The following is a 20,082-nucleotide window of genomic DNA, read 5'->3' as shown; positions in this document are numbered from 1 at the left end:
TCATCGTGCAGCCAAAGCCGGTTGGGACGGATTGTGAAAGCAGTCCGCGAACCGGCTTTGCGGCTTGTCCGACGATCCTTTCCGCAGCATAGTCCCGCGCATGAAAAAGACCCCGTTCCGCCTCTCGCCCTATCAGGTGCAATGGCTCCTGATCATAGGCTTCGTCACCGTCGGCTATGCCCTCTATCTGCGCTATCTCGCGATCGAGCTGTCGAGCGTCGCGCTGGCCTGCGATGCGGGCCTGCAGACGCTGGCCTGCAAGAGCCGGGCGGTCGCGACCACGCTGTTCAAGAATTCGGTATTCGGCGCCACCGCGCTGGTGATTGCAGTGCTGCACGTGATGCGGCCGTCGATCGTGCTGTTGACCGGCGGGCTGATCGCCGCCGGCCTCGGCATCGTGCTCTACAACATCGTGCTGTCGGGGCTGGCGATCGGCCTGCTCATCCTCGGCTTTGCGCGGCCCGCGCCCGCCACAGCGTGAACGCCAGCAGCAGATACATCGCGCAGGTCCACATCGCCTGCCAGTTGTCGCGGCCCTCGTTGTAGATCACGTAGACCGAGGAGATCGCGAGCAGGCCGGCGAAGCTGGCCTCGGCGATCGGGCGCGCGCCCTGCGCCGGACGATTGCCGAGCAGCATCGCGAACGGCACCACCGCCATGGTCAGGCTCGCGAACGGGAAATCGCGGTAGCGCGGGTCGAATACAAAGCCGAGCGCCGTCTCGGCCGCGATCAGCACCGTCACGACCAGGACCAGACCCAGCAGGTAGGTGATCTTCAACTGCTTGCGGCCGTCATTCGGTCCGAGCAGGTCGAGAAAGGTCGGCAACGGCCGCCCGGCCATCGCCGCGTTGGCGCTGAGGATGGGCGCCAGGACGCCGGCAGCGAGCAGCGCCCCCCAATGCAGCCAGCCGCCGACACCGAGGCTCTCATAGAACATCTTGTCCGCGGCCATGCCGAACAGCGCGCCCGCTGTCGTCGCGGAGAACCCGACCCCGATCCAGGCCGAAACGTGCGGCGGCCAGGGCCGGCGCCGCACCGTCAGCCACCCGGCCAGGAACACCACGAACGACAGGATCATGCCGCCGCCCATCTGCAGCTTCCACAGCGGATAGTTGCTGACGGGCTCGCCCGGCGGATATTTCAGCGCCCGCGTATCGTCGCTGATCAGGCCCCAATAGCCGCCGACCGTGCCTTCCAGCTTGCGCTTCCACGGCTGGTCATAGGCCTCGATCAGGTTGACGCGGAAGTTCTCGCGCTTGGCGAGGCTGAGGATCTCCGACACCACGCGGGCCTGGTTGGCCCGCGACGGCAGCGCGCCCTCGCGCATGCGCCCCTCGCTCGGCCAGCCGGTCTCGCCGATCAGGATCTCCTTCCCCGGAAAGGCGACGCCGACCTGCTGGCGGATCGCGTCGACATGGGAGGCGGCGAATTTCGCGCGCACCGGGATGTCCTCCCAATACGGCAGGATATGAACCGTGACGAAGTCGACGATGTCGTAGAGCTCGCGGTTGCGCAGCCAGAACTCCCAGACGTCGGCATAGGTGACGGGAATCGTGACCTGCGCCTTGACGCTGCGGATGGTCGCGGCCAGATCGGCTGATGTCATCTCGCCGCGCAGCAGCACCTCGTTGCCGACCACCACGGCCGTGATCACCTTCGGGTAGCGCTTGATCAGGTCGACCGCGATGCCAATCTGCTGCTGGTTCTTCAGCTTGTTGGAGCCGAGCCAGATGCCCTGGATCACCTTGATGCCGACGCGGGCGGCGATTCCCGGCACCTGGTCGAGACCGTTCTCGATCGAATAGGTGCGCACGCATTCGGAGATCTTGGCGAGCTGCACCAGGTCCTGCTCGATCTGCTCGGGGTCGATATGGGTGGTCGGATCCAGCGGGCTCTGCTGGCCGCGGAACGGCGCATAGGACACGCACTGCAGCTTCGAAGCTGGCTCGATCGGCGCGCGCGCGAGCATGATCGGCTGGGCCAGCCACCACCACGCGGCGGCGATGACACCCAAGGATATGAGCAGAAGCGCCAGCGGCGTAGGAAGGGATTTCAGTTCCGTGTCTCCAGGCAGGGTGGTGTCGATTACCCGGTCGGCGGCGATCTGCCAAGTAGGCGATCGGGCCCTCCGGCGCTCCCGGCGTACCTGCTCCACATCGCCCTTTTACGATGACGCGAGAAAGTTGGTACGTTGCTGGACAAAATCCGAGATTCCGGTCATTGGGAATCCCGGTTGACCCCGGCCGTCGCAACGTCGCAACCCAGATTGGGCCCCTGCGCAAGCGCCCGTTAGGAACGCTCTGCGACAGTCGGAATCAATCTCCCGCCGCAATCGGGGCTGATTTGATCGGCATCAACACTGCGTCCGTCAGGGGACGGCACGAAGGCAACAATCGGGGAATTTATGGGTCGACGCGTGCTCAAGTCCAAGTTTTCGGTTTCGCGCCTGTCCGCGGCTCTGGGCCTCGTGCTCCTCATCGGCGCGCCCGGCGCCCTCGCCCAGAGCGGCAGCGACCATCCCCAGGACCAAAAGCCGCAGGCGGCCAATCCGGCCGACGTGTCGAGGGACAACCAGCGCAAGGCCGACGAATTCACCGAAGCGTCCCAGGCGCTCAGTGGCGGCCCGGCCGGCAATCCCGAATGCGTCTGGCTCGGCCGCCGCGTCGTCCAGCTGATGTACAACGACGACCTCGATACCGCCTTCCGCCACCTCGATCTCTATGACCGGTTCGGCTGCCCCGGTGGCCACGTTCAGGCCGCCTTCCGCTGCCTGACGCGATTCATCCCGCAGATCGATCCGAAGGTGCCGAACTCGCTGAACAACCACGTCCATACCTGCTGGATCAATCCGGACGCGAAGCCGCAGGTGGCTGCGGCGCCTGCGCCGGGCCCAGCCTCGAGCCCGGCAGCGACGCCGGCCGCGCAGGCGTCTCCAGCGCCGACGCAGCAGCCCGCCCCCCAGGCTTCGCCCTCGCCCGCGCAGCCTCCGGCGAAGTGACCGGCGCCTGAGGCAGGCAGGACGCACGATCCCGGCGACCGCCCCCCATGCGTGGCGTGCGCATGACAGCGCTCCGATCACGTGGCAGGATACGATCGAGGTCGTCGACGCGCGCTTGAGCCTCGCCCCGGTTCAGGCACCGTTCAGCATGATTGGGCTCTGTTGGGATGGCATATGATGTCGCGGCCTTCGGCTGTGACGGTGTGAGAATGACCGCCTTCGTCGTTCGTCGTCGAACGTCACGCGTGAACGTGCTCCCGGTAGCATCGCATACCCGAGATGGAACGGCGATCGACCGCTCCGCTTCGCCGCTGACTTGATCCTAGGAATGGTTGCCCCTCCAATGCGTGCCGTCGTCGCCGTCCTGCTCCTCGTCACCGCTGTGCACGCCGCCCTCTGGGGACTGCTGCAGGACAAGCAGGAGGCCCCCAATTTCACCGGCCTGCTGCAGAGCGTTTCCTACGATCCGCATGAAGGAACCGGAGCCCCCGGCGCCAACACCGTGGCCTCGCCGGAACGTATCCGCGCCGACATGAAGAAGCTCGCCACGATGACGCGGGCCATCCGGCTTTACTCTTCTACCGGCGGCCTCGAGATCGTGCCGCCGCTGGCCGCGGAGGCCGGACTGAAGGTGATGCTCGGCGCCTGGATCGACAAGGATCCGGACCGCAACGAGCGCGAGATCCAGTCGGCCATCACCCTCGCCCGCCGCAACAGCAACGTCATCGGCATCGTGGTCGGCAACGAGACCATCCTCACGGCGACCCAGAAGGTCGATGAGCTGATCGAGAAGATCAAGCGCGTGAAGAAGTCGGTCAACGTGCCCGTTACCACCGGCGACGTCTGGAACAGCTGGCGCGACAACCCCGAGCTCGCGGCCAATGTCGACTTCATCGCCGCGCACGTGCTGCCCTATTGGGAATTCTTCACCGACGACCAGGCCGTCGATCAGGCGGTGGATCGCTATCAGCTTCTGAAGAAGCAGTTCCCCGGCAAGCGCATCATGATCGCCGAGTTCGGCTGGCCGAGCCAGGGCTACAGCCGCAGCGGCGACAACCGCGGCCCCGCCGTGCCGGGCCCGCTCCGGCAGGCGAAGGTGCTGCGCAATTTTCTCGCCCAGGCCGCCTCGATCGGCATGGAATACAACATCGTCGAGGCCATCGATCAGCCCTGGAAATATTTCGAAGGCGGCGTCGGCCCGTATTGGGGCGTCCTCAATGCCGCGCGCGAGGCGAAATTCGCCTGGACCGGCCCGATCGTGAATCCCGACTATTGGCAGCTCGCGGCCATCGCGCTGCTGGTCGGCGTGCTGCTGTCGCTGCCGATCGTGCGGCTGCGCCAACCGACCGTGCTGCAGGCGATGATGCTCGCCATCACGGCACATGGCGTCGGTGCCTGGGTCTCCAACGTCTTCGCCTATTGGAACGTGCACTATTTCGTCTGGGGCTCGACCTTCGCACTGACCCTCGGCCTGATCCTCCTGGTTCCTTTGATCCTCATTGCGATGGCCCGCATCGAGGAGATCGCCGCGATCGCCTTCGGCCGCGAGCCCCGCCGTCTGCTGACCCGCGACAAGGCCGCGCGCGACCGCGCCGCCATGCCGGAGGGCTATTGCCCGAAGGTCTCGATCCACGTGCCGGCCTATTTCGAGCCGGTCGACATGATGAAGCAGACGCTGGATGCGCTGGCCCGCCTGGACTACCCGAACTACGAGGTCGTCTGCATCATCAACAACACACCCGACCCGGCGTTCTGGCAGCCGATCCAGGATCACTGCCGCATGCTCGGCGAGCGCTTCAAGTTCATCAACGCCGAGAAGGTCAAGGGCTTCAAGGCCGGCGCCTTGCGCATCGCGATGGAGCGCACCGCCGTCGACGCCGAGATCATCGGCATCATCGACGCCGACTATGTCGTGACGCCGGACTGGCTCTCCGACCTCGTGCCGGCCTTCGCCGACCCCGCGGTCGGCCTGGTGCAGGCGCCGCAGGAGCATCGCGACGAGGATCTGTCGCTGATGCACTACATCATGAATGGCGAATATGCCGGGTTCTTCGACATCGGCATGGTCCAGCGCAACGAGGAGAACGCGATCATCGTGCACGGCACGATGTGCCTGATCCGGCGCGCGGCGATGGACATGGCCGGCGGCTGGTCGAGCGACACGATCTGCGAGGACACCGATCTCGGCCTCGCCATCCAGGAGCTCGGCTGGCAGACCCACTACACCAACACCCGCTACGGCCAGGGCCTCCTGCCCGACACCTATGAGGCGTTCAAGAAGCAGCGCCATCGCTGGGCCTATGGCGGCTTCCAGATCGTCAAGAAGCACTGGCGCCGCTTCCTGCCCGGCCGCAGCCGGCTGACCTCGGACCAGAAGCGCGAGTTCTCGCTCGGCTGGCTCAACTGGCTCGGTGCCGAGAGCCTCGGCGTCGTGGTCGCGATCCTCAACCTGATCTGGACGCCGATCGTGGCCTTCGCCGGCATCGCCATTCCCGACAAGATCCTGACCATCCCGATCCTCGCCGCCTTTGTGGTCTCGCTCGCCCACTTCCTGATCCTCTACCGGCTGCGGGTGGCGGTGAAGCCGTGGCAGATGCTGGGCGCGATGGTCGCGGCGATGAGCGTGCAGTGGACGGTCAGCCGCGCCGTGGCGCAGGGCCTGATCACCGAGCACCTGGCGTTCGCCCGCACGTCCAAGGGCGGCCTGTCGCGGATGTCGATCGAGTTCCAGGCGTTCTGGGAGGCCGTGATCGGCGCCCTGCTCCTGATCGGCGCCACCATCCTGATCGTGACCAACACGCTTGCCATCACCGAACTCTACATCTTCGCCGCCGTCCTGATCCTGGAGAGCCTGCCGTTCCTCTCGGCGGTCGCCATCGCGCTGCTGGAGATGTCGCGCATCAACTCCTTCGAGTTCTGGCGCTACACCACCGTCCGCACCGCCGAGCTGATCGGCCTGCGCCCGGTCTGGGTGCCCGAGCTGGCGGGGCCCGGGATGCAACCGGCGCCGCTGAGCGCGGCAGCAACGAAGGCGGCGGATAAGGCGTAGCGCCGAGCGAGGCCTGCCGAAGCCTGCACCGCGTAGCCCGGATGAGCGGACGCAAGGGCCCCGAAGGGCGCAGGCGGCAGCGACATCCGGGGTCATCGCAACGGGGCCCGTGAGACCCCGCATGTCGCCGTCGCTCTGTCGAGCGCCGGCGGCGGCTCATCACGGCGGCTCATGGCGGGCGACGGCCCCGTCATCGCCGCGCCCGAAACGATCGTCGATCTCCCGTGGTTTCCCCCGCCCGCCCTATTGACCGGAACGGACCCACCCCCTACACAGCGCCCACGACAGCATGCGGCCCAAGGTCGGGGTTTTTTGCCGCCCCGATCTCATGCCGCAGTGAACCACGGCCACGCCGCAAGCGTTCCGATGGGGACCTGCCGACGATCCGGACAGTGACGGCCCTGCCGTCGCACCGCTTCTTGGAAGCGAGCGCGTAGCTCAGCCGGTAGAGCACGTGACTTTTAATCATGGGGTCCCGGGTTCGAGTCCCGGCGCGCTCACCAAGATCCCGAACGATCGAATAGTCAGCCTGGCAGACGCCTCCCTTGGCCACGTCGGAACATCGGTAAGACGATGCGTGGCCTGGATCGCCCGTAAGCGGCGGCCTGAATGGGTCTCGATCGGAACTCGATTTCATATTCGATGAGTCGAACGCCCTCGATCCTCACGCGGCTTTGGGTCCTCAGTCATTTCCTTGGCTACGATGCTCGTACGAACCTGGCGGGACGTCTCCATGTTCTCTTCCATCCAGGCGATGTAACGAGGAAGCTGCCGAATCACGCGGTCAGACGCGCCGCGCGTCCGCTCTCGCCCGTCAGCTCGATCATGTCGGCACCTCCACGTCTGTCGGAATTGCAGTCTGCGCAACCAGGGTGCTAAGAACGACAATCAAAGGTATCGCAAGTCATTTTTATCGAATTCCGGTAAGGCCTTTTTGGCAAGGCGTTCGCGCCAGTGGAGCCAGCATGTCTGCAAGCTATGGCGCCGTGATCAACCGGCTGCTCAACGGCGTCGGCTTCCAACTCATTCGCCAATCGACGCTCCATCAGCTGGTCTCGTCGGCCCGCAATGGACGTGCAAGCGAGCAGGACAACGAAGGTGAGGATCAAGTCCGAACGGATTCGCAAGCCAGCGAACCGACGGAGACGGTATCGGCCAGCTATCTCCAGAACCTGCAGCGCGAGAGTTTGGCGCTTCGTGAGATGTCGACCGAGCTCATCAAGCTCAAGCTGCAACTGGCCGGAGCGAACGACGGCACCAACACGAGCGAGCCCTCGACTCCGGACGTTGCCGGCCCCCGGCTCTACACACCCGTATACGACTACGCGGGATTGCGGACCGATCCCGCGATCGTGCACAACCATGACTTCATGCGGGATCCCCGCTTCGTCGCCGCCTACGAACGTGGCGCCGCCGCCGAGGGCTATGAGCCTCGCTATTTCTGGCGGACGCACGTTGCGCTCTGGTGCGCCAGCATCGGCGTCAGCCTTGGCGGCGATTTCGTCGAATGCGGCGTATGTCGCGGCATGCTCAGCTCTTCAATCATGCACTATCTCGACTGGAACAACATCCAACGTCGATTTTTTCTGTTTGATACGTTTACCGGTGTCGACGAGCGCCTCGTCACCGATGAGGAGGTCGCAAGCGGCAACCTCGGCTACTTCAGAGAGATGTACAAGACCGACATCTATGAGGATGCCGTTCGCAACTTCTCCGAATACAAGAACGTCGAAATCATTCGTGGCAGTGTCCCATCGAGCCTGTCGACCGTCGACATCAATGCCGTCGCTTATCTGTCGATCGACATGAACAATGTCACGCCCGAGATCGCGGCCATCGACCACTTCTGGAGCAAGCTGCAGCCAGGCGCCCCGGTTCTGCTCGACGACTATGGTTTCGTCCGCTACGAGGCCCAGAAGCGTGCGTTCGACGCTTGGGCCGCTCGGCATGGCGTCGCTATCCTCGCGCTTCCCACAGGACAAGGCCTGATCATCAAGCCGCCACCGGCGTCGGGGGCTGTACGCCGGAAGCGGCGCTTCATAGCTCCATTTTTGCGCACCGCCACCGTGAAGCGTTTTTTTGGGATGACGACGGCGTAAGGTTGTCCACATGCCGACTGGCTTGTTCGGCCAATCCAAGGCACAATCGAGAGTTGCAGTCCTTGATTTAATTGCCGGGGCGTTTCGATGAATTGGGCAAGAACAGTCGTCGCGATTCAGTTGAGACTTACGGTGACAGCGCTGGACTGCACCCCTCAAGTGAGACACAGATAATTTCTGTGACAGTGCACAAAATTGAACGTCCCTCCGTCACTGACTTTAGTGCACTGGCACCGTAATCCCTGACAACGGATGAGGAGCGCGATGTGTGGATGCGCGCGCCGTGGGATGAATCGAAGGCGCTGCAACGGCAGTTGCCGGATGATGCGTTGAAGATTGTCGCTCGCGGTGTCGACAAGGGAGATCAGGCAGCGGCATGATCAGGACGGCCAATCAATGTCCGCTTTGCCGAGCTATGGCAAAAATCAAGATTTTATCAAGTAACGCCAGCAAGTCGGGTTGCCACATTCACGAAGTATCGCCCTTTCATCTTGTGGATTGTAAAGATACCTTGTTCCCTTCGGGATAGAAAAGTTATGCATTGTATATCCTCCGGGGATATCCGGCGCAGAGAAGCCAATTGGGGCTTCGTCAACGTCTTTTTCTGTGGTCCCCTCAATCCATCCCTGTCGTTTGAGATGGTCGACGTCGTGTTGCGATAAGCCACCCGCTCGAATAGGATTCCAGTTAGGATTGAATCTTCCCATATTCTTCATTTCAACTTCCTCCGGCCTGCACCTTAAGATTTTTTATGCAAGAATTACAATCTAACATATACTTCTACTGCTCGCCATAAGTTTTGGAGCAGCTGTGGCCGCCTGACTGGGGGCCCCATCGCACCAGCATGAGTGGGCGTGACAGCCAAGGGTCGGCGAGCCGCTGCAGCGGATGAGGAGACCGGAAATACGGTAAATACGGTGACAGTGCTGGACTGCACCCCTTAAGTGAGACACGATAATTTCTGTGACAGTGGGATTGCCACGACGACTATCGTGCCTTGTTTTGCGCGAACGCGGCTTCGAACTCAATAGGCGATCGATAGCCGAGCGCCGAGTGCAGGCGCTCCTTGTTGTAGACATCCGCAATGAAGCTATCGATCCGGCGGCGAGCGTCTCTTATGTCGGAGAACGCCTTGCCGTTGACCTCCTCGGCCTTGAGCGTCTTCATGAAGCTCTCAGCCTTGGCGTTGTCGAAGGGGTTGCCCGGCCTGCTCATGCTGATCGTGATGTCGCGATCCGCTAATATTTGGCGATAGGCGATTGACGCGTATTGCACGCCGCGGTCGGAATGGTGGATCAGGCTGCTGCGTTGCGGCTTGCGGGCCTCGATGGCCTTGTTCAATGCTGCAATCGCGAGCGAGGCATTGAGCGTGTTCTCGAAGGCCCAGCCAACCGCCTTGCGCGAGAAGGCATCGAGGATGACCGCGAGGTAGGCGAAGGTCGTGGCGAGATGGACGTAGGTGATGTCTGCGACCCAGATCTGATCGGGAGCGGACGGCACCAGGCCGCGCACCAGATTGGGCACCACGACAATGTCCCTTGGTCGCTCTGCAGGCGGCTTCAGGAATGGCGCCTTGCGCTGTGCGAGAAGATTGTCCTCGCGCATGAGCCTGAGCACCTTCTTAGCATTAACGACCATGCCTTTACGTCGGATGGTGGCCGTCACGCGCCGGTAGCCGTAGAACGGATGCTTCAGGCAAATGCGTTGGATCTGGTCGCGCAGCTCGCAGTCGGCAGTCTCACGACTGCGTTTGTTGAGATGCCGGTAATAGGTCGCGCGTGGCAGGCCGGCCAGACCGCAGAGCCGTTGCACGTCGGCGTGGGACTCCGTTGCCTCCGATGTCATGGCTTGGATGACTTCGATGATGCGGGTGCGGGTCCGCCTTGCGCTGCCGGCCGCTCCAATGCGCGCAAGGCTTGCCGAAAAAAATCGAGATCCATCTGCTGACGGCCGACAAGCCGTTCGAGTTCGGCGATGCGAGCATTTGCGCGCGTCAGCGCAGACCGCTTGTCGTCATAGGTTGCCGTAGCTTTGAGCTTCCGGGGGCCGGGCTTCGGCCCTCGCTTGCGGTTCAATCCCTCGGGTCCTTGCGCCTTCCAGGCCTTGATCCAGTCATGCAGGATCTTGCGAGATATCCCAAGCTCGCGAGCCACAGGCAGAACGCCTTCGCCTCGCTCGACGCGCTTGATCGCCTTCAGTTTGTAAGCCGTCGGAAACTGACGGTTCTTCCCTCTTGCTGCCACAGGTCATCCTCGAAATGCCTGTCACAGAAATTATCGTGTCTCACTTAAGGGGTGCAGTCCAGCACTGTCACCGTAATCCTGATCCGAATTATGTGCTCATCGTTGATGCCGCGCATGACGTCGCCTTTAGTTGAATGTCGATAGCCCTCACGAAGGGCCCAAGACTGCGATCGGCGTATTTCAGCCCGGTGGTACAGAGCGATGTTGGCGTACAACGCGAGCCCCCAACGATGCCGCTTTCAGAATCCGTCGATGTTGTCCCGGATGAACTGCTGCAGGGCGGGACTATAAGCCGGAAAGTCCTCTTCCCGGAATCGCTTGTCCGTTCGCAAGAATTCCGCGTGATACGAGAGATGAAGCCTAAGGTTCGTGCCCCATTCTTCACCATCATATTCGAGGAGCTCCTCTGCGGCGTAAAGAAAGCTCGCAACAAACCACTCGTATTCTTCCGTCTCGCGATCGGGCGGCCTTCCATAGGCCAACTTTGGATGCTGGACACAAAGCTTCAAGAACTCGCGGAACGTAGCTTTGGCCGTGGTCTCGCGTTGGTTCTTCCGGTTGAGGTGGAACTGCCGCCACGCGATGGCGACACCAACGAACGCGATGAACGTCGTGGCAAGCGGTGCCACTTTGGCCCATTGTTGGGCATCAGCAAGTGTCATTGTCTGATCCTCCCAGCCACGCACCGATCATGTCACAGGAACAGCATCTGACAAGAACATCAGCGGCAACGAACAAGCCCTGTTGCAGCTGAGGGCGCGCAGAAAAGCTGGCGCCGCCTCGATGGCTACAACCAGTTGCCAAAACTCGTTCTCGGTGTGACATTCAACGACGGGATCGAGGTCATCGCCAAACCGACTGACCGTCAGCTCGTAACCGCCGCCGCCTGACCGGCCCGTCCGTCACCAAAATTTGGCGATAGCTCACGGCGGATCACGATCCGCCCTACGGACCTTTTCCGGGTTACGCGCTATCAGAGCCCTTCGTCTCGAAGAATTTGCTTCGCCTTTTCGTCATTGAGCGCAGCAGCTTTCCTCACCCAATAGATAGCCCGTTCTGGATCCTTTGCAGCACCATTTAGGCCATGAGCGTAGTTTACTATCATTTCCCGAATGGCCGCCAGATGACCCGCTTCTGCCACTCGCTCCTTCAAGTCGAAGGCTCGAAAATAGCGCTCCTTGGCAGTCCCGGCTCCAAGTCCGCGCCGAAGAGCTCCCGAAAGATAGAGAAGCGAATCGAAGTCCCCGGGTCCGATTGCCCGTTCGGCCTTTTCCATCCAGTGCAAACTGGAAGAGTTGTCTCCCTTGTCTTGCAGATACTCCGCCATCTCGATCATGGCCAAAATAGAGCCCTTTGCTATGAACTGCTCTAGATAGGAGACAGCCGTTTCCTCTTCACCTTGTCTAAGAAGCTCCCGAGCTTCTCCTACATCAAAGCCCAATGCGTCCGAGAGGATCTGCACGGAAGCCTGCTCCATCGATCGTGGCGGGAGATGCACACAGCGCCGTGCAGGGTTCCCGCGCAGCCAGTTTCATGCGCGTCACCGCAACTGCCGTAACCGCCAATAACGAAAGAACCGTCCCTCACCTCCCGGAGGGATCGGCCTCCAACACGACCTTCGCCACGGGATAACGCCAGTCGTTCTTCGTGTTGTCGGCGGCGGCATCGATGCCTGCCACGATCACCGCACCAAGGATCCCGCCATTGACGCCGCTGGCCAGACGAGCCTGGCGCGTCGCATCGAACGGCGCGACCGTGATCATCCGCTTTTGATAGCCAGGCTTCTGGCAGGTCACGGCAAGCGTGCTCGATTGTCCGCGGTAGAGCGGCACGCGCACCTTCGCGGGGCTCGTCATGGTTGCGCTGAAACCGGAGGCTTCCAGTGAGCAGGAAGCCCCGGCCATCTCGACCTCGCCCTGGCCGGGATTGTGAAACGTCCGCACTTCCACAAGCTGGTCACCCGCGAACTCGGGCACGCTTGCGTCGGTTCGGCGCTTCGGCTCGTAGACGTCGATCCCTCGGCTGCCCGTGCTCGGCCTGATGTCGGTCACATTGTTGACCGCAAGCGGCGCAGCACACCCGCCAAGACACGCCCCTCCAAGGATGGCCAGCCAGGTGGCCATCCAACGCAAATAGTCCATTTGAGCCCCCACAGCACCCCTACTGTTGTTGACTAGCGGTAGCAGGGGCCGATCTGGGGAACAATAGCCGCAACCTTAGGGGGAATAGAGCGACTATCAAAAACCGATGACGTTGCGGACAGGACACAGTCGCTGTCGTCCCCCAGCATCAAATACGTCGGTGGTCATGTGTCAGACGATCGCCAGCGGCGGGAATTCAGGGTCATCAACATGACGCGGTTGCCCCGCCACAACCTTCCTCGCGATCAATGCCAGGGCGGCGCGCTCGGTACCCGCACAGGTTGCAGTGACCGGTGGGCATCCCGGATCATGGCGCGACGGCGCTGCGCTTTCCAGCAACATGTGCTGTGAGGATGCACGGACAAACTTATTTCATCAGGCCGCTCAACACGATCACCCCTGTCCAGTCCGCTTCTGAAAAATATTTCTCTTCCATTTTTCCGAAACTCATGATTGACTGTCCCCATCCCGCGCTCCTCGAGAGGGGCGGATCGCGATCGTCACGGACGTTGGGCGCGGGATGCGGTGGCCGCAGGCGGGTCGCAGCGTGCTTGAGGCGCGCGGACGAACGACTCCGTGCGGACGTGAAATCGCGTGGTCCTGGCGCCCCGAAGCTGGCGCCAAGTCCTGGGGGTGATGATCCCCGAGGGCGACGGTGGCTATCAAGCCGGACACCGGGGAGATCGCGTATAAGCGTGAAGACCATCGCGCGGGGAATGCCGGATGTCGGCTGAACCTTGTATGGGGAGTAAGTTGTCAAGAGGGGCGTCGTTTGTTGGGGGCGGTCTTTGGCGCCAAGGAGAGGCGCGGTCAAGGCTGGCCGAAGGCCACCGCCGGAGGCGGCGCGTCAGCGGCCTTGAGCGCGCCGAGCTTGGCGCCATCATGGCGCGCCCGCAACGCGCGGTGTCGCGATGGCAGGCCGGACGTGATGCGAGGATTGGGCCGTGAACGACAATGCGGAACGACCGCATCACCTTGTATCCGGTCGGGCGCGAGGCCCGGTACCCTGATCTTTCATGCACGGGGGAAGGTAAGGCCCAGTCAAGACGGGACCCCTCTGTGAGAGCGGGAGGTTTATGCCCCCGGTTCAGCACGGTCACGCGTCGGTCCTGGCTCACGTCGGCTGTCATGGCGCGCGCAGCCGTTTACGAAGTTGGACGCAGCACGGCGCCTTCGGGAACAACGCCGGTCACCAGATAGCGCCACAGCGCCACCATCAGCTTGCGTGCCAGAGCGACAATGGCAATTCGCCGGATGCGTCCCTTGATGTCGCGCACCCGCTCGCGGAACCAGCGTGTCAGTGCGCTGTCCGGCTGATGAACGGTCCATAGCCACGCCAGCTCGACCGCGAGCTCACGGGCGCGCCGGTTGCCGGCTTTGCTGATGCCCTGCTCACGGCTGCGCTCGCCACTGTCATAGGGCGTGCCGGTGAGACCAAAGTAGCTGCCGACCTGACGACGGTTGTCGAAGTCGCGATAGAACACCTCGTTGACCAACTTCTGGCCGCCGACCGGGCCGATGCTCCTGAGATCCATGAGCTGCATGATCCTGGCTTCCGGCGAGCCGGGCCGAGCGGCGCACAGCTCGGCTTTGTTTTTGGCCTCGAGCTCCTTGAGCTGCCGTGCCACCAGGCACAGTCGCTCGTGTTCGCGCACGATCTCTTCCTTGAGCCGCACCGGCAGTGGACGACCGTCGCCAGTGCGCAGGCTGGCAAGGCTTTCCAGGAACGAGCGATCGAGCGGGTGGACGTCGCGAATGCCCTGGCCGTGCAGCAGTCCCTTGATGCGGTTGCTGTGAGCCGTGCACTCCTGGATCAGGCGATCACGTTCACGGGTACGGCGCTTGCGATCCTCATCCTCGACGCTTGGCACGTGGACGATGCTGCAGACCCGAGGCTCGCCCCGCAAATGGGCGAGGAACGCCCGCATCAGCTTCTCCAGATCGATCCGGTCGGTCTTGGCGCGCCGGGCACGACGGTTCACCTCGATGCTGGAAGGGTCGACCTCATGATTGACGATGCCTTGTCCGCTCAGCCATCGGTGCAGCCAGTGGCCATCCAAGCCTGCTTCGTAGCATGACAGGATGCGCACCGGCCGGCCGCCCGCGGCAGCCGCAGCCTTCTTGCGCATGTCCGCAAGCCGGGCCGCCAAGGCGGCCAAGTCACCGCCGCCGATCGTGTACCGGCTCAGTTTCTGCGAGCCAGGAAGCAGCACGCCGAGCTTCCATTTCGCTTTGCTCAGTTCAAACGCGAGGTAAACCGTGGCATGCTCCGCCGCGGCGGGTGTGTCAGTGCGATCGAGCTTGATCATCTTGATCCTCCGAGGGCCGGATGGTTCGGAAATCCAATCCTAACCCTTCTTGACCACCCGCCGCCCCATAGGATCTGTGGTGACTGCCGCCTGCTTTTCTTCTGCAGGCGGGCCATGGGTTGCGGCCTGCAGCCCGGCATTCCCCGCGCCCTCTGTTCGATCGGGGGCGAACGATGAGCAAAGCTCGGGCGCGAAACGCGTCGCGACGATGCCTGATCGCGTCCCCTGCCCCGCAACCGCTCCTGCGTCGTGATGAGGTTCAGATGGCCCGGCCGATTGGTCGTCCTACGACGGGACTGAGCGCAGTCGCCCGTTGCGTCCCCGCGGTGCGGACGCACGTGGCTTTCAATCACCGGCTGCCGGGAGCGCGCGCACGAACAGCAACAAGATCTTACATGACGACATCAGACCTGCGCAAAAGCGCCGCCGACGCGGCGTGTGTTCGCATGTGTGGCCGCACGCGATCGAACCGATGGCGCTCCTCGCGGTGCAGCCGCGATCGCGTCAACCGTATCGTGAGGAAGCCCCGATGTCGTCACCCACACCAACAGGACGGCGGGCCATGCTCGTCCTGCTCGCCGTTCTCCTCCTCGGCAACATCGCCGCCATCATCGCCTGGCCGTCGCATTGCGGCACGAGCCCACGGCTCACGATCGGCGCGGTCATGCTCGCCGGCTGCGGCGAGGCCGACGCCGCTGGTCCTCACCTCGAGGCAATGCGGCGGCCGCATCGGGCGCCCGAGCCGGTTGAAATGGCGAAGGCTCCCTGACATCGTGGCCGTCACCCGTGTTCAGCGATCAGCAGCCCGCCGAGATCAAGCGCGGCGACGCGCTGAGGCTGCTGCCGCGCCTTGCGGGCTGATGCGCCTCGTCTCGCCCAAGGAGCTTTCCCGATGTCCTACGCCTTCCTCTTGACCTCGCTGATCGTGGTGGCCTCGCCCGGCACCGGCGTGCTCTACACGCTCGCGGTGGCGCTGACGAAGGGGGCGCGGATGAGCGTCGCCGCGGCGTTCGGCTGCACGCTCGGCATCATCCCGGCGATGCTCGCCGCGATCATCGGGCTTGCCGCGGTGCTGCACACCAGCGCGCTGGCATTTGCCGCGCTGAAGTGGTGTGGCGTTGCGTATCTCTTGTACATGGCCTGGCAGACGCTCGGGGAGCGCGGCGCGCTCTCGGTCGAAGCCAAAGATGAGGCGCGCTCGGCCGGGCGCGTGGTGCTGACCGGCTTTTTGATCAACATCCTCAATCCCAAGCTGTCGATCTTCTTCCTCGCCTTCCTGCCGCAGTTCATCGCCGCGGACGAAGTGCATCCGCTCGCCGCCATGCTCGAGCTGTCGGCCACGTTCATGGTGATGACGTTCACGGTGTTCGTTGTCTACGGGCTGTTCGCCTCAGCGGTGCGCGATCGCGTCGTCAGCCGCCCCCGGGTGATGGCGTGGCTGCGCCGGGCCTTCGCCGGCGGCTTTGCTTTGCTTGGCGCCCGGCTGGCGCTGAGCGAGCGGTGAGGGCGGCCGATCAAGGGGGGCTGACGGCTCATGGCGACGGGAATACGACCTTCGCTCCTCACCCTGAGGAGCCCGCCGCAGGCGGGCGTCTCGAAGGGCGAGGCCCGCGCTGTGGCCTCATGGTTCGAGACGCGCCGCAAGGGCGGCGCTCCTCACCATGAGGGGTGGGGGTCCGAGGCCGCCGCTGCACGTTGACCACGAGTAGCGCGCTTATGATGGGAGTATCGAGTTGCGCCTTGGAAAGCCTGCGCAAAAACAAAACCCGCCCGGAGCGGTGCCGCTCCAGACGGGTCGTGTTAGTTCAACAATTCAGCAGGACTGTATCAGCCGAACTGGTTCATCGTGTTGTGCGCGCCGCCGGCCTTCAGCGCCTTGTCGCCAGCAAAGTACTCCTTGTGGTCGTCGCCGATGTCGGAGCCGGCCATGTTCTGGTGCTTGACGCAGGCGATGCCCTGGCGGATCTCGGCGCGCTGGACGTTCTTGACGTAGCCCAGCATGCCCTGCTCGCCAAAGTACTCGCGGGCGAGGTTGTCGGTCGAGAGTGCGGCCGTGTGGTAGGTCGGCAGCGTGATCAGGTGGTGGAAGATGCCGGCGCGCTTGGCCGAATCCGCCTGGAAGGTGCGGATGCGCTCGTCGGCTTCCTTCGCCAGCGGGGTGTCGTCGTACTCCGCCTTCATCAGCTCGGCGCGGTTGTACTTGCTGACGTCCTGGCCCGCCTCCTTCATCGCGTCATAGACCTGCCAACGGAAGTTGAGGGTCCAGTTGAACGACGGCGAGTTGTTGTAGGCGAGCTTGGCGTTCGGGATCACCTTGCGGATGCGGTCGACCATCTTCGCGATCTGCTCGATATGCGGCTTCTCGGTCTCGATCCACAACAGGTCGGCGCCGTTCTGCAGCGAGGTGATGCAGTCGAGCACGCAGCGGTCCTCACCGGTGCCGGGACGGAACTGGTAGAGGTTGGACGGCAGCCGCTTCGGCCGCAGCATCTTGCCGTCACGGTTGATGATGACGTCGCCGTTGCGGGCGTTCTCGGGCGTCACCTCCTCGCAGTCGAGGAAGCTGTTGTACTGGTCGCCGAGATCGCCGGGCTGGCTCGAGAAGGCGATCTGCTGCGTCAGGCCGGCGCCGAGCGAGTCGGTGCGGGTGACGATGATGCCGTCCTCGACGCCGAGCTCCAGGAAGGCGTGGCGGCAGGCGCGGATCTTGGCCAGGAAGACGTCATGCGGCACGGTGACCTTGCCGTCCTGATGGCCGCACTGCTTCTCGTCGGAAACCTGGTTCTCGATCTGCAGCGCGCAGGCGCCCGCCTCGATCATCTTCTTGGCGAGCAGATAGGTCGCCTCGGCATTGCCGAAGCCGGCGTCGATATCGGCGATGACAGGGACGACGTGGGTCTGGAAGCCGTCGATCTTGGCGATGATCTCCGTCTCCTTCGCCTTGTCGCCGGCCTTGCGGGCTGCGTCCAGCGTGCGGAACAGATCATTGAGCTCGCGCGAGTCGGCCTGGCGCAGGAAGGTGTAGAGCTCCTCGATCAGCGCGGGCACCGAGGTCTTCTCGTGCATCGACTGGTCCGGCAGCGGGCCGAACTCGGAGCGCAGCGCCGCGATCATCCAGCCCGAGAGATAGAGGTAGCGGCGGTCGGTCTTGCCGAAATGCTTCTTGATCGAGATCAGCTTCTGCTGCGCGATGAAGCCATGCCAGCAGCCCAGCGACTGGGTGTACTTCGTGCTGTCCTCATCGTAGGCGGCCATGTCGGCGCGCATCACCGCGGCGGTGTAGCGGGCGACGTCGAGGCCGGTCCGGAAGCGGTTCTGCAGGCGCATGCGCGCCACGGCCTCGGCGGTGACGCCGTTCCAGGTCGGCTGGGTCTCGAGCAGCGCACGCGCCGCCTCGACTTCGGCCTGATAGGACGCCGGCCCCTGGATGGCCTGATCGCTCAATCCACGCGGTTGGAAATTCATGTCCGTGATCCCTTGGTTAAGGACAACCTGGGACCTGTTGTAAGCACGCTGGGACGGCGGACCAGACATTGCGCGGAAAACTTGTCACACTTTACAAACATCTCGTGTATAGCTGTAAGGAGATTACAAGACCGGGATTTGGCCATGACCACCGCCACGGCACGATCGATCTTCATGGGCCCGCGCCTGCGCCGCCTCAGGCGCGAGCTCGGCCTGACCCAGGCCGATATGGCCGCCGACCTCGAAATCTCAGCGCCTTACGTCGCGCTTTTGGAGCGGAACCAGAGGCCGGTGACGGCCGACATGCTGCTGCGGCTGGCGCGGACCTACAAGATCGACCTGGCCGATCTGGCCGGCGACGGCGGCGCCGATCACACCGCGCGGATGCAGTCGGTCCTGAAGGACCCGATGTTCTCCGACATCGACATCCCCGCGCTGGAGATTTCCGACCTCGCGGTCAGCTATCCCGGCATGACCGAAGCCTTCCTGCGCCTCTACACGGCGTATCGCGAGGAGCAGCTCGCGCTGGCCGAGCAGCGCGCGCCGGCGCTGGCCGGCACAGCGCCGCGGCCGGGAAATGACGGTTTCGATGCCAACGATCCTGTTGCCGACGTCCGCCGCTTCCTGGCCGCCCGCCGCAACAACTTTGCCCAGCTCGACGATGCCGCCGAGCGCCTCGCCCAGGCCATCTTCCAGGGGCCGCCGACCGGGTCCCCGCAGGTCTCGGCGGGGCCGGCCGGCTTCATCGAGCGCTTTCGCGCGCGGCACAATCTCCAGGTCCGCTACATGCCGCCGAACGTCATGCTCGGCTCGCTGCGGCGGCTCGACCTGCACCGGCGGCAACTCCTGATCGAGGACTCCCTGGACAGCGCGAGCCTGAAATTCGAGCTCGCCCGGCAGCTCGCTTATCTCGAGCTCGATACCGAGATCGGCGCAGCGCTGGAGGACGGCAAGTTCGCCAGCAAGACCGCCGAGCTCTTGGCGCGGCGCGCGCTCGCGGCCTACGCGGCGGCTGCGATCATCATGCCCTATTCGATCTTCGCGAAGGCCGTCGATGCGAGGGCCTATGATCTCGAGGCGCTGGCGCGGCAGTTCGGCACCAGCTTCGAACAGACGGCGCATCGCGTCACGACCCTGCAGAAGCCGGGCGCCGAGCGGATTCCGTTCTTCCTGATCCGGGTCGATCCCGCCGGCAACGTCTCAAAACTGCTCGACGGCGCCGGCTTCCCGTTCGCCCGCCACGGCGGTGCCTGCCCGCTGTGGTCGGTGCACGGCATCTTCAAGACGCCGCGCCAGATCGTGACGCAATGGCTGGAGCTGCCGGACGGCCGCCGCTTCTTCTCGATCGCGCGCACGGTGACCGCCGGCGGCGGCTCCTACGGCGCCGTCCGGGTCGAGCGGGCGATTGCGGTTGGCTGCGCGGCCGAGCATGCGGGCCAGCTGATCTACACCCGCGACGGCCACGGGCCTGATGCCAACGCGCCGACCCCGATCGGCGTCGCCTGCCGGGTCTGCCACCGCCCGAAATGCGCGGCGCGCTCGGCGCCGCCGATCGGGCGCGAGATCCTGCCGGACGATTTCCGGACGTCGTCGGTTCCGTTCGGCTTCTCGGCGGATTGAGCATGGGCCGGCAATGGAACAAGGAGCTGGTCGGCGGCCGGGATGGCGGACGAAAATCCGCCAAAACGGGCTGCAAATCGGCTGGGACGCCATGGCCCTTGACGGAACAGCCATAAACCGGACAAAGATTGCGCCAAAATGTCGCGGCGGAGATTGG

Annotated in this window: 15 protein-coding genes, 1 tRNA gene and 1 pseudogene; 9 read left to right on the top strand and 8 right to left on the bottom strand. The window is 63.7% G+C overall.

Annotation, left to right across the window (positions count from 1 at the left end):
* Window positions 1–100: 100 nt before the first annotated feature.
* The gene (locus QX051_RS01275; protein WP_284416120.1) at window positions 101–481 is read left to right on the top strand and encodes a hypothetical protein; all 381 of its coding nucleotides are present in this window, start codon (window positions 101–103) and stop codon (window positions 479–481) included.
* Here the strand turns inward: QX051_RS01275 and QX051_RS01270 are convergent.
* Entirely contained in the window at window positions 441–1,970 is a 1,530-nt protein-coding gene (locus QX051_RS01270) for a beta-(1-6) glucans synthase (protein ID WP_315775296.1), read from the bottom strand. The genes QX051_RS01275 and QX051_RS01270 overlap by 41 nt on opposite strands.
* A 435-nt stretch (window positions 1,971–2,405) precedes the next feature.
* On the opposite strand from QX051_RS01270, the gene QX051_RS01265 reads away from it, so the two are divergent.
* The 4 genes from QX051_RS01265 (at window position 2,406) to QX051_RS01250 (ending at window position 8,147) form a co-directional block, all read left to right on the top strand.
* On the top strand, window positions 2,406–2,999 hold the full coding sequence (locus tag QX051_RS01265) for a beta-1-3, beta-1-6-glucan biosynthesis protein (protein WP_315774716.1): 594 nt from the start codon (window positions 2,406–2,408) through the stop codon (window positions 2,997–2,999).
* 343 nt (window positions 3,000–3,342) lie between these two features.
* Entirely contained in the window at window positions 3,343–6,048 is a 2,706-nt protein-coding gene (locus tag QX051_RS01260) for a glycosyltransferase (protein ID WP_315774715.1), read from the top strand.
* Between the two features lie 427 nt (window positions 6,049–6,475).
* Window positions 6,476–6,551, top strand: a tRNA-Lys gene (locus tag QX051_RS01255).
* 462 nt (window positions 6,552–7,013) lie between these two features.
* Window positions 7,014–8,147: a TylF/MycF/NovP-related O-methyltransferase gene (locus QX051_RS01250; RefSeq protein WP_315774714.1), complete on the top strand. Its 1,134-nt coding sequence runs from the start codon at window positions 7,014–7,016 to the stop codon at window positions 8,145–8,147.
* A 987-nt stretch (window positions 8,148–9,134) separates the two neighbouring features.
* Here the strand turns inward: QX051_RS01250 and QX051_RS01245 are convergent.
* The 3 genes from QX051_RS01245 to QX051_RS01235 form a co-directional block, all read right to left on the bottom strand.
* Window positions 9,135–9,992, bottom strand: coding sequence for an IS3 family transposase (locus tag QX051_RS01245; RefSeq protein WP_315757083.1), 858 nt, complete (start codon window positions 9,990–9,992; stop codon window positions 9,135–9,137).
* Window positions 9,989–10,390 carry a helix-turn-helix domain-containing protein gene (locus QX051_RS01240; RefSeq protein ID WP_315705390.1) on the bottom strand — a complete coding sequence of 134 codons (402 nt, stop codon included), beginning with the start codon at window positions 10,388–10,390 and terminating at the stop codon, window positions 9,989–9,991. Before QX051_RS01240 ends, QX051_RS01245 begins: the two co-directional genes overlap by 4 nt.
* A 239-nt stretch (window positions 10,391–10,629) precedes the next feature.
* Entirely contained in the window at window positions 10,630–11,052 is a 423-nt protein-coding gene (locus tag QX051_RS01235; RefSeq protein ID WP_315774713.1) for a hypothetical protein, read from the bottom strand.
* 90 nt (window positions 11,053–11,142) lie between these two features.
* Between QX051_RS01235 and QX051_RS01230 the strand changes: the two are divergent.
* Window positions 11,143–11,280, top strand: a pseudogene (locus QX051_RS01230) (IS256 family transposase); the annotation flags it as partial.
* Window positions 11,281–11,363: 83 nt separating this feature from the next.
* On the opposite strand, the gene QX051_RS01225 reads toward QX051_RS01230, so the two are convergent.
* The 3 genes from QX051_RS01225 to QX051_RS01215 form a co-directional block, all read right to left on the bottom strand.
* Window positions 11,364–11,852, bottom strand: coding sequence for a hypothetical protein (locus QX051_RS01225; protein ID WP_315774712.1), 489 nt, complete (start codon window positions 11,850–11,852; stop codon window positions 11,364–11,366).
* Window positions 11,853–11,973: 121 nt separating this feature from the next.
* Window positions 11,974–12,531, bottom strand: coding sequence for a hypothetical protein (locus QX051_RS01220; RefSeq protein ID WP_315774710.1), 558 nt, complete (start codon window positions 12,529–12,531; stop codon window positions 11,974–11,976).
* Between the two features lie 1,145 nt (window positions 12,532–13,676).
* Window positions 13,677–14,840 (bottom strand): IS110 family transposase, encoded by a 1,164-nt coding sequence (locus QX051_RS01215; protein WP_315774709.1) that lies wholly within the window; start codon window positions 14,838–14,840, stop codon window positions 13,677–13,679.
* 562 nt (window positions 14,841–15,402) lie between these two features.
* On the opposite strand from QX051_RS01215, the gene QX051_RS01210 reads away from it, so the two are divergent.
* Entirely contained in the window at window positions 15,403–15,609 is a 207-nt protein-coding gene (locus QX051_RS01210; protein ID WP_315774708.1) for a hypothetical protein, read from the top strand.
* A gap of 123 nt (window positions 15,610–15,732) precedes the next feature.
* Window positions 15,733–16,344: a LysE family translocator gene (locus tag QX051_RS01205; protein WP_315774707.1), complete on the top strand. Its 612-nt coding sequence runs from the start codon at window positions 15,733–15,735 to the stop codon at window positions 16,342–16,344.
* A gap of 323 nt (window positions 16,345–16,667) precedes the next feature.
* On the opposite strand, the gene QX051_RS01200 is transcribed toward QX051_RS01205, so the two are convergent.
* A complete protein-coding gene (locus QX051_RS01200) occupies window positions 16,668–18,305 on the bottom strand; it encodes an isocitrate lyase (RefSeq protein WP_315774706.1) in 1,638 nt (545 codons plus the stop codon).
* A 144-nt stretch (window positions 18,306–18,449) separates the two neighbouring features.
* On the opposite strand from QX051_RS01200, the gene QX051_RS01195 reads away from it, so the two are divergent.
* Window positions 18,450–19,925 carry a short-chain fatty acyl-CoA regulator family protein gene (locus QX051_RS01195; protein WP_315774705.1) on the top strand — a complete coding sequence of 492 codons (1,476 nt, stop codon included), beginning with the start codon at window positions 18,450–18,452 and terminating at the stop codon, window positions 19,923–19,925.
* Window positions 19,926–20,082: the final 157 nt, after the last annotated feature.

The organism is Bradyrhizobium sp. SZCCHNR1053 (genome assembly GCF_032381235.1).
Taxonomy (GTDB): Bacteria; Pseudomonadota; Alphaproteobacteria; order Rhizobiales; family Xanthobacteraceae; genus Bradyrhizobium.
Note: the sequence above shows the minus strand (reverse complement) of the source record. Positions and strands in the feature narration are given on the sequence as shown.

Bases quoted from the DNA above. Each gene is read 5' to 3' on its own strand.
- QX051_RS01195 (WP_315774705.1), top strand. From the start codon at position 18,450: ATGACCACCGCCACGGCACGATCGATCTTCATGGGCCCGCGCCTGCGC.
- QX051_RS01215 (WP_315774709.1), bottom strand. From the start codon at position 14,840: ATGATCAAGCTCGATCGCACTGACACACCCGCCGCGGCGGAGCATGCC.
- QX051_RS01270 (WP_315775296.1), bottom strand. From the start codon at position 1,970: ATGCTCGCGCGCGCGCCGATCGAGCCAGCTTCGAAGCTGCAGTGCGTG.
- QX051_RS01205 (WP_315774707.1), top strand. From the start codon at position 15,733: ATGTCCTACGCCTTCCTCTTGACCTCGCTGATCGTGGTGGCCTCGCCC.
- QX051_RS01250 (WP_315774714.1), top strand. From the start codon at position 7,014: ATGTCTGCAAGCTATGGCGCCGTGATCAACCGGCTGCTCAACGGCGTC.
- QX051_RS01220 (WP_315774710.1), bottom strand. From the start codon at position 12,531: ATGGACTATTTGCGTTGGATGGCCACCTGGCTGGCCATCCTTGGAGGG.
- QX051_RS01260 (WP_315774715.1), top strand. From the start codon at position 3,343: ATGCGTGCCGTCGTCGCCGTCCTGCTCCTCGTCACCGCTGTGCACGCC.
- QX051_RS01245 (WP_315757083.1), bottom strand. From the start codon at position 9,992: ATGACATCGGAGGCAACGGAGTCCCACGCCGACGTGCAACGGCTCTGC.
- QX051_RS01275 (WP_284416120.1), top strand. From the start codon at position 101: ATGAAAAAGACCCCGTTCCGCCTCTCGCCCTATCAGGTGCAATGGCTC.
- QX051_RS01265 (WP_315774716.1), top strand. From the start codon at position 2,406: ATGGGTCGACGCGTGCTCAAGTCCAAGTTTTCGGTTTCGCGCCTGTCC.
- QX051_RS01235 (WP_315774713.1), bottom strand. From the start codon at position 11,052: ATGACACTTGCTGATGCCCAACAATGGGCCAAAGTGGCACCGCTTGCC.
- QX051_RS01200 (WP_315774706.1), bottom strand. From the start codon at position 18,305: ATGAATTTCCAACCGCGTGGATTGAGCGATCAGGCCATCCAGGGGCCG.
- QX051_RS01210 (WP_315774708.1), top strand. From the start codon at position 15,403: ATGCTCGTCCTGCTCGCCGTTCTCCTCCTCGGCAACATCGCCGCCATC.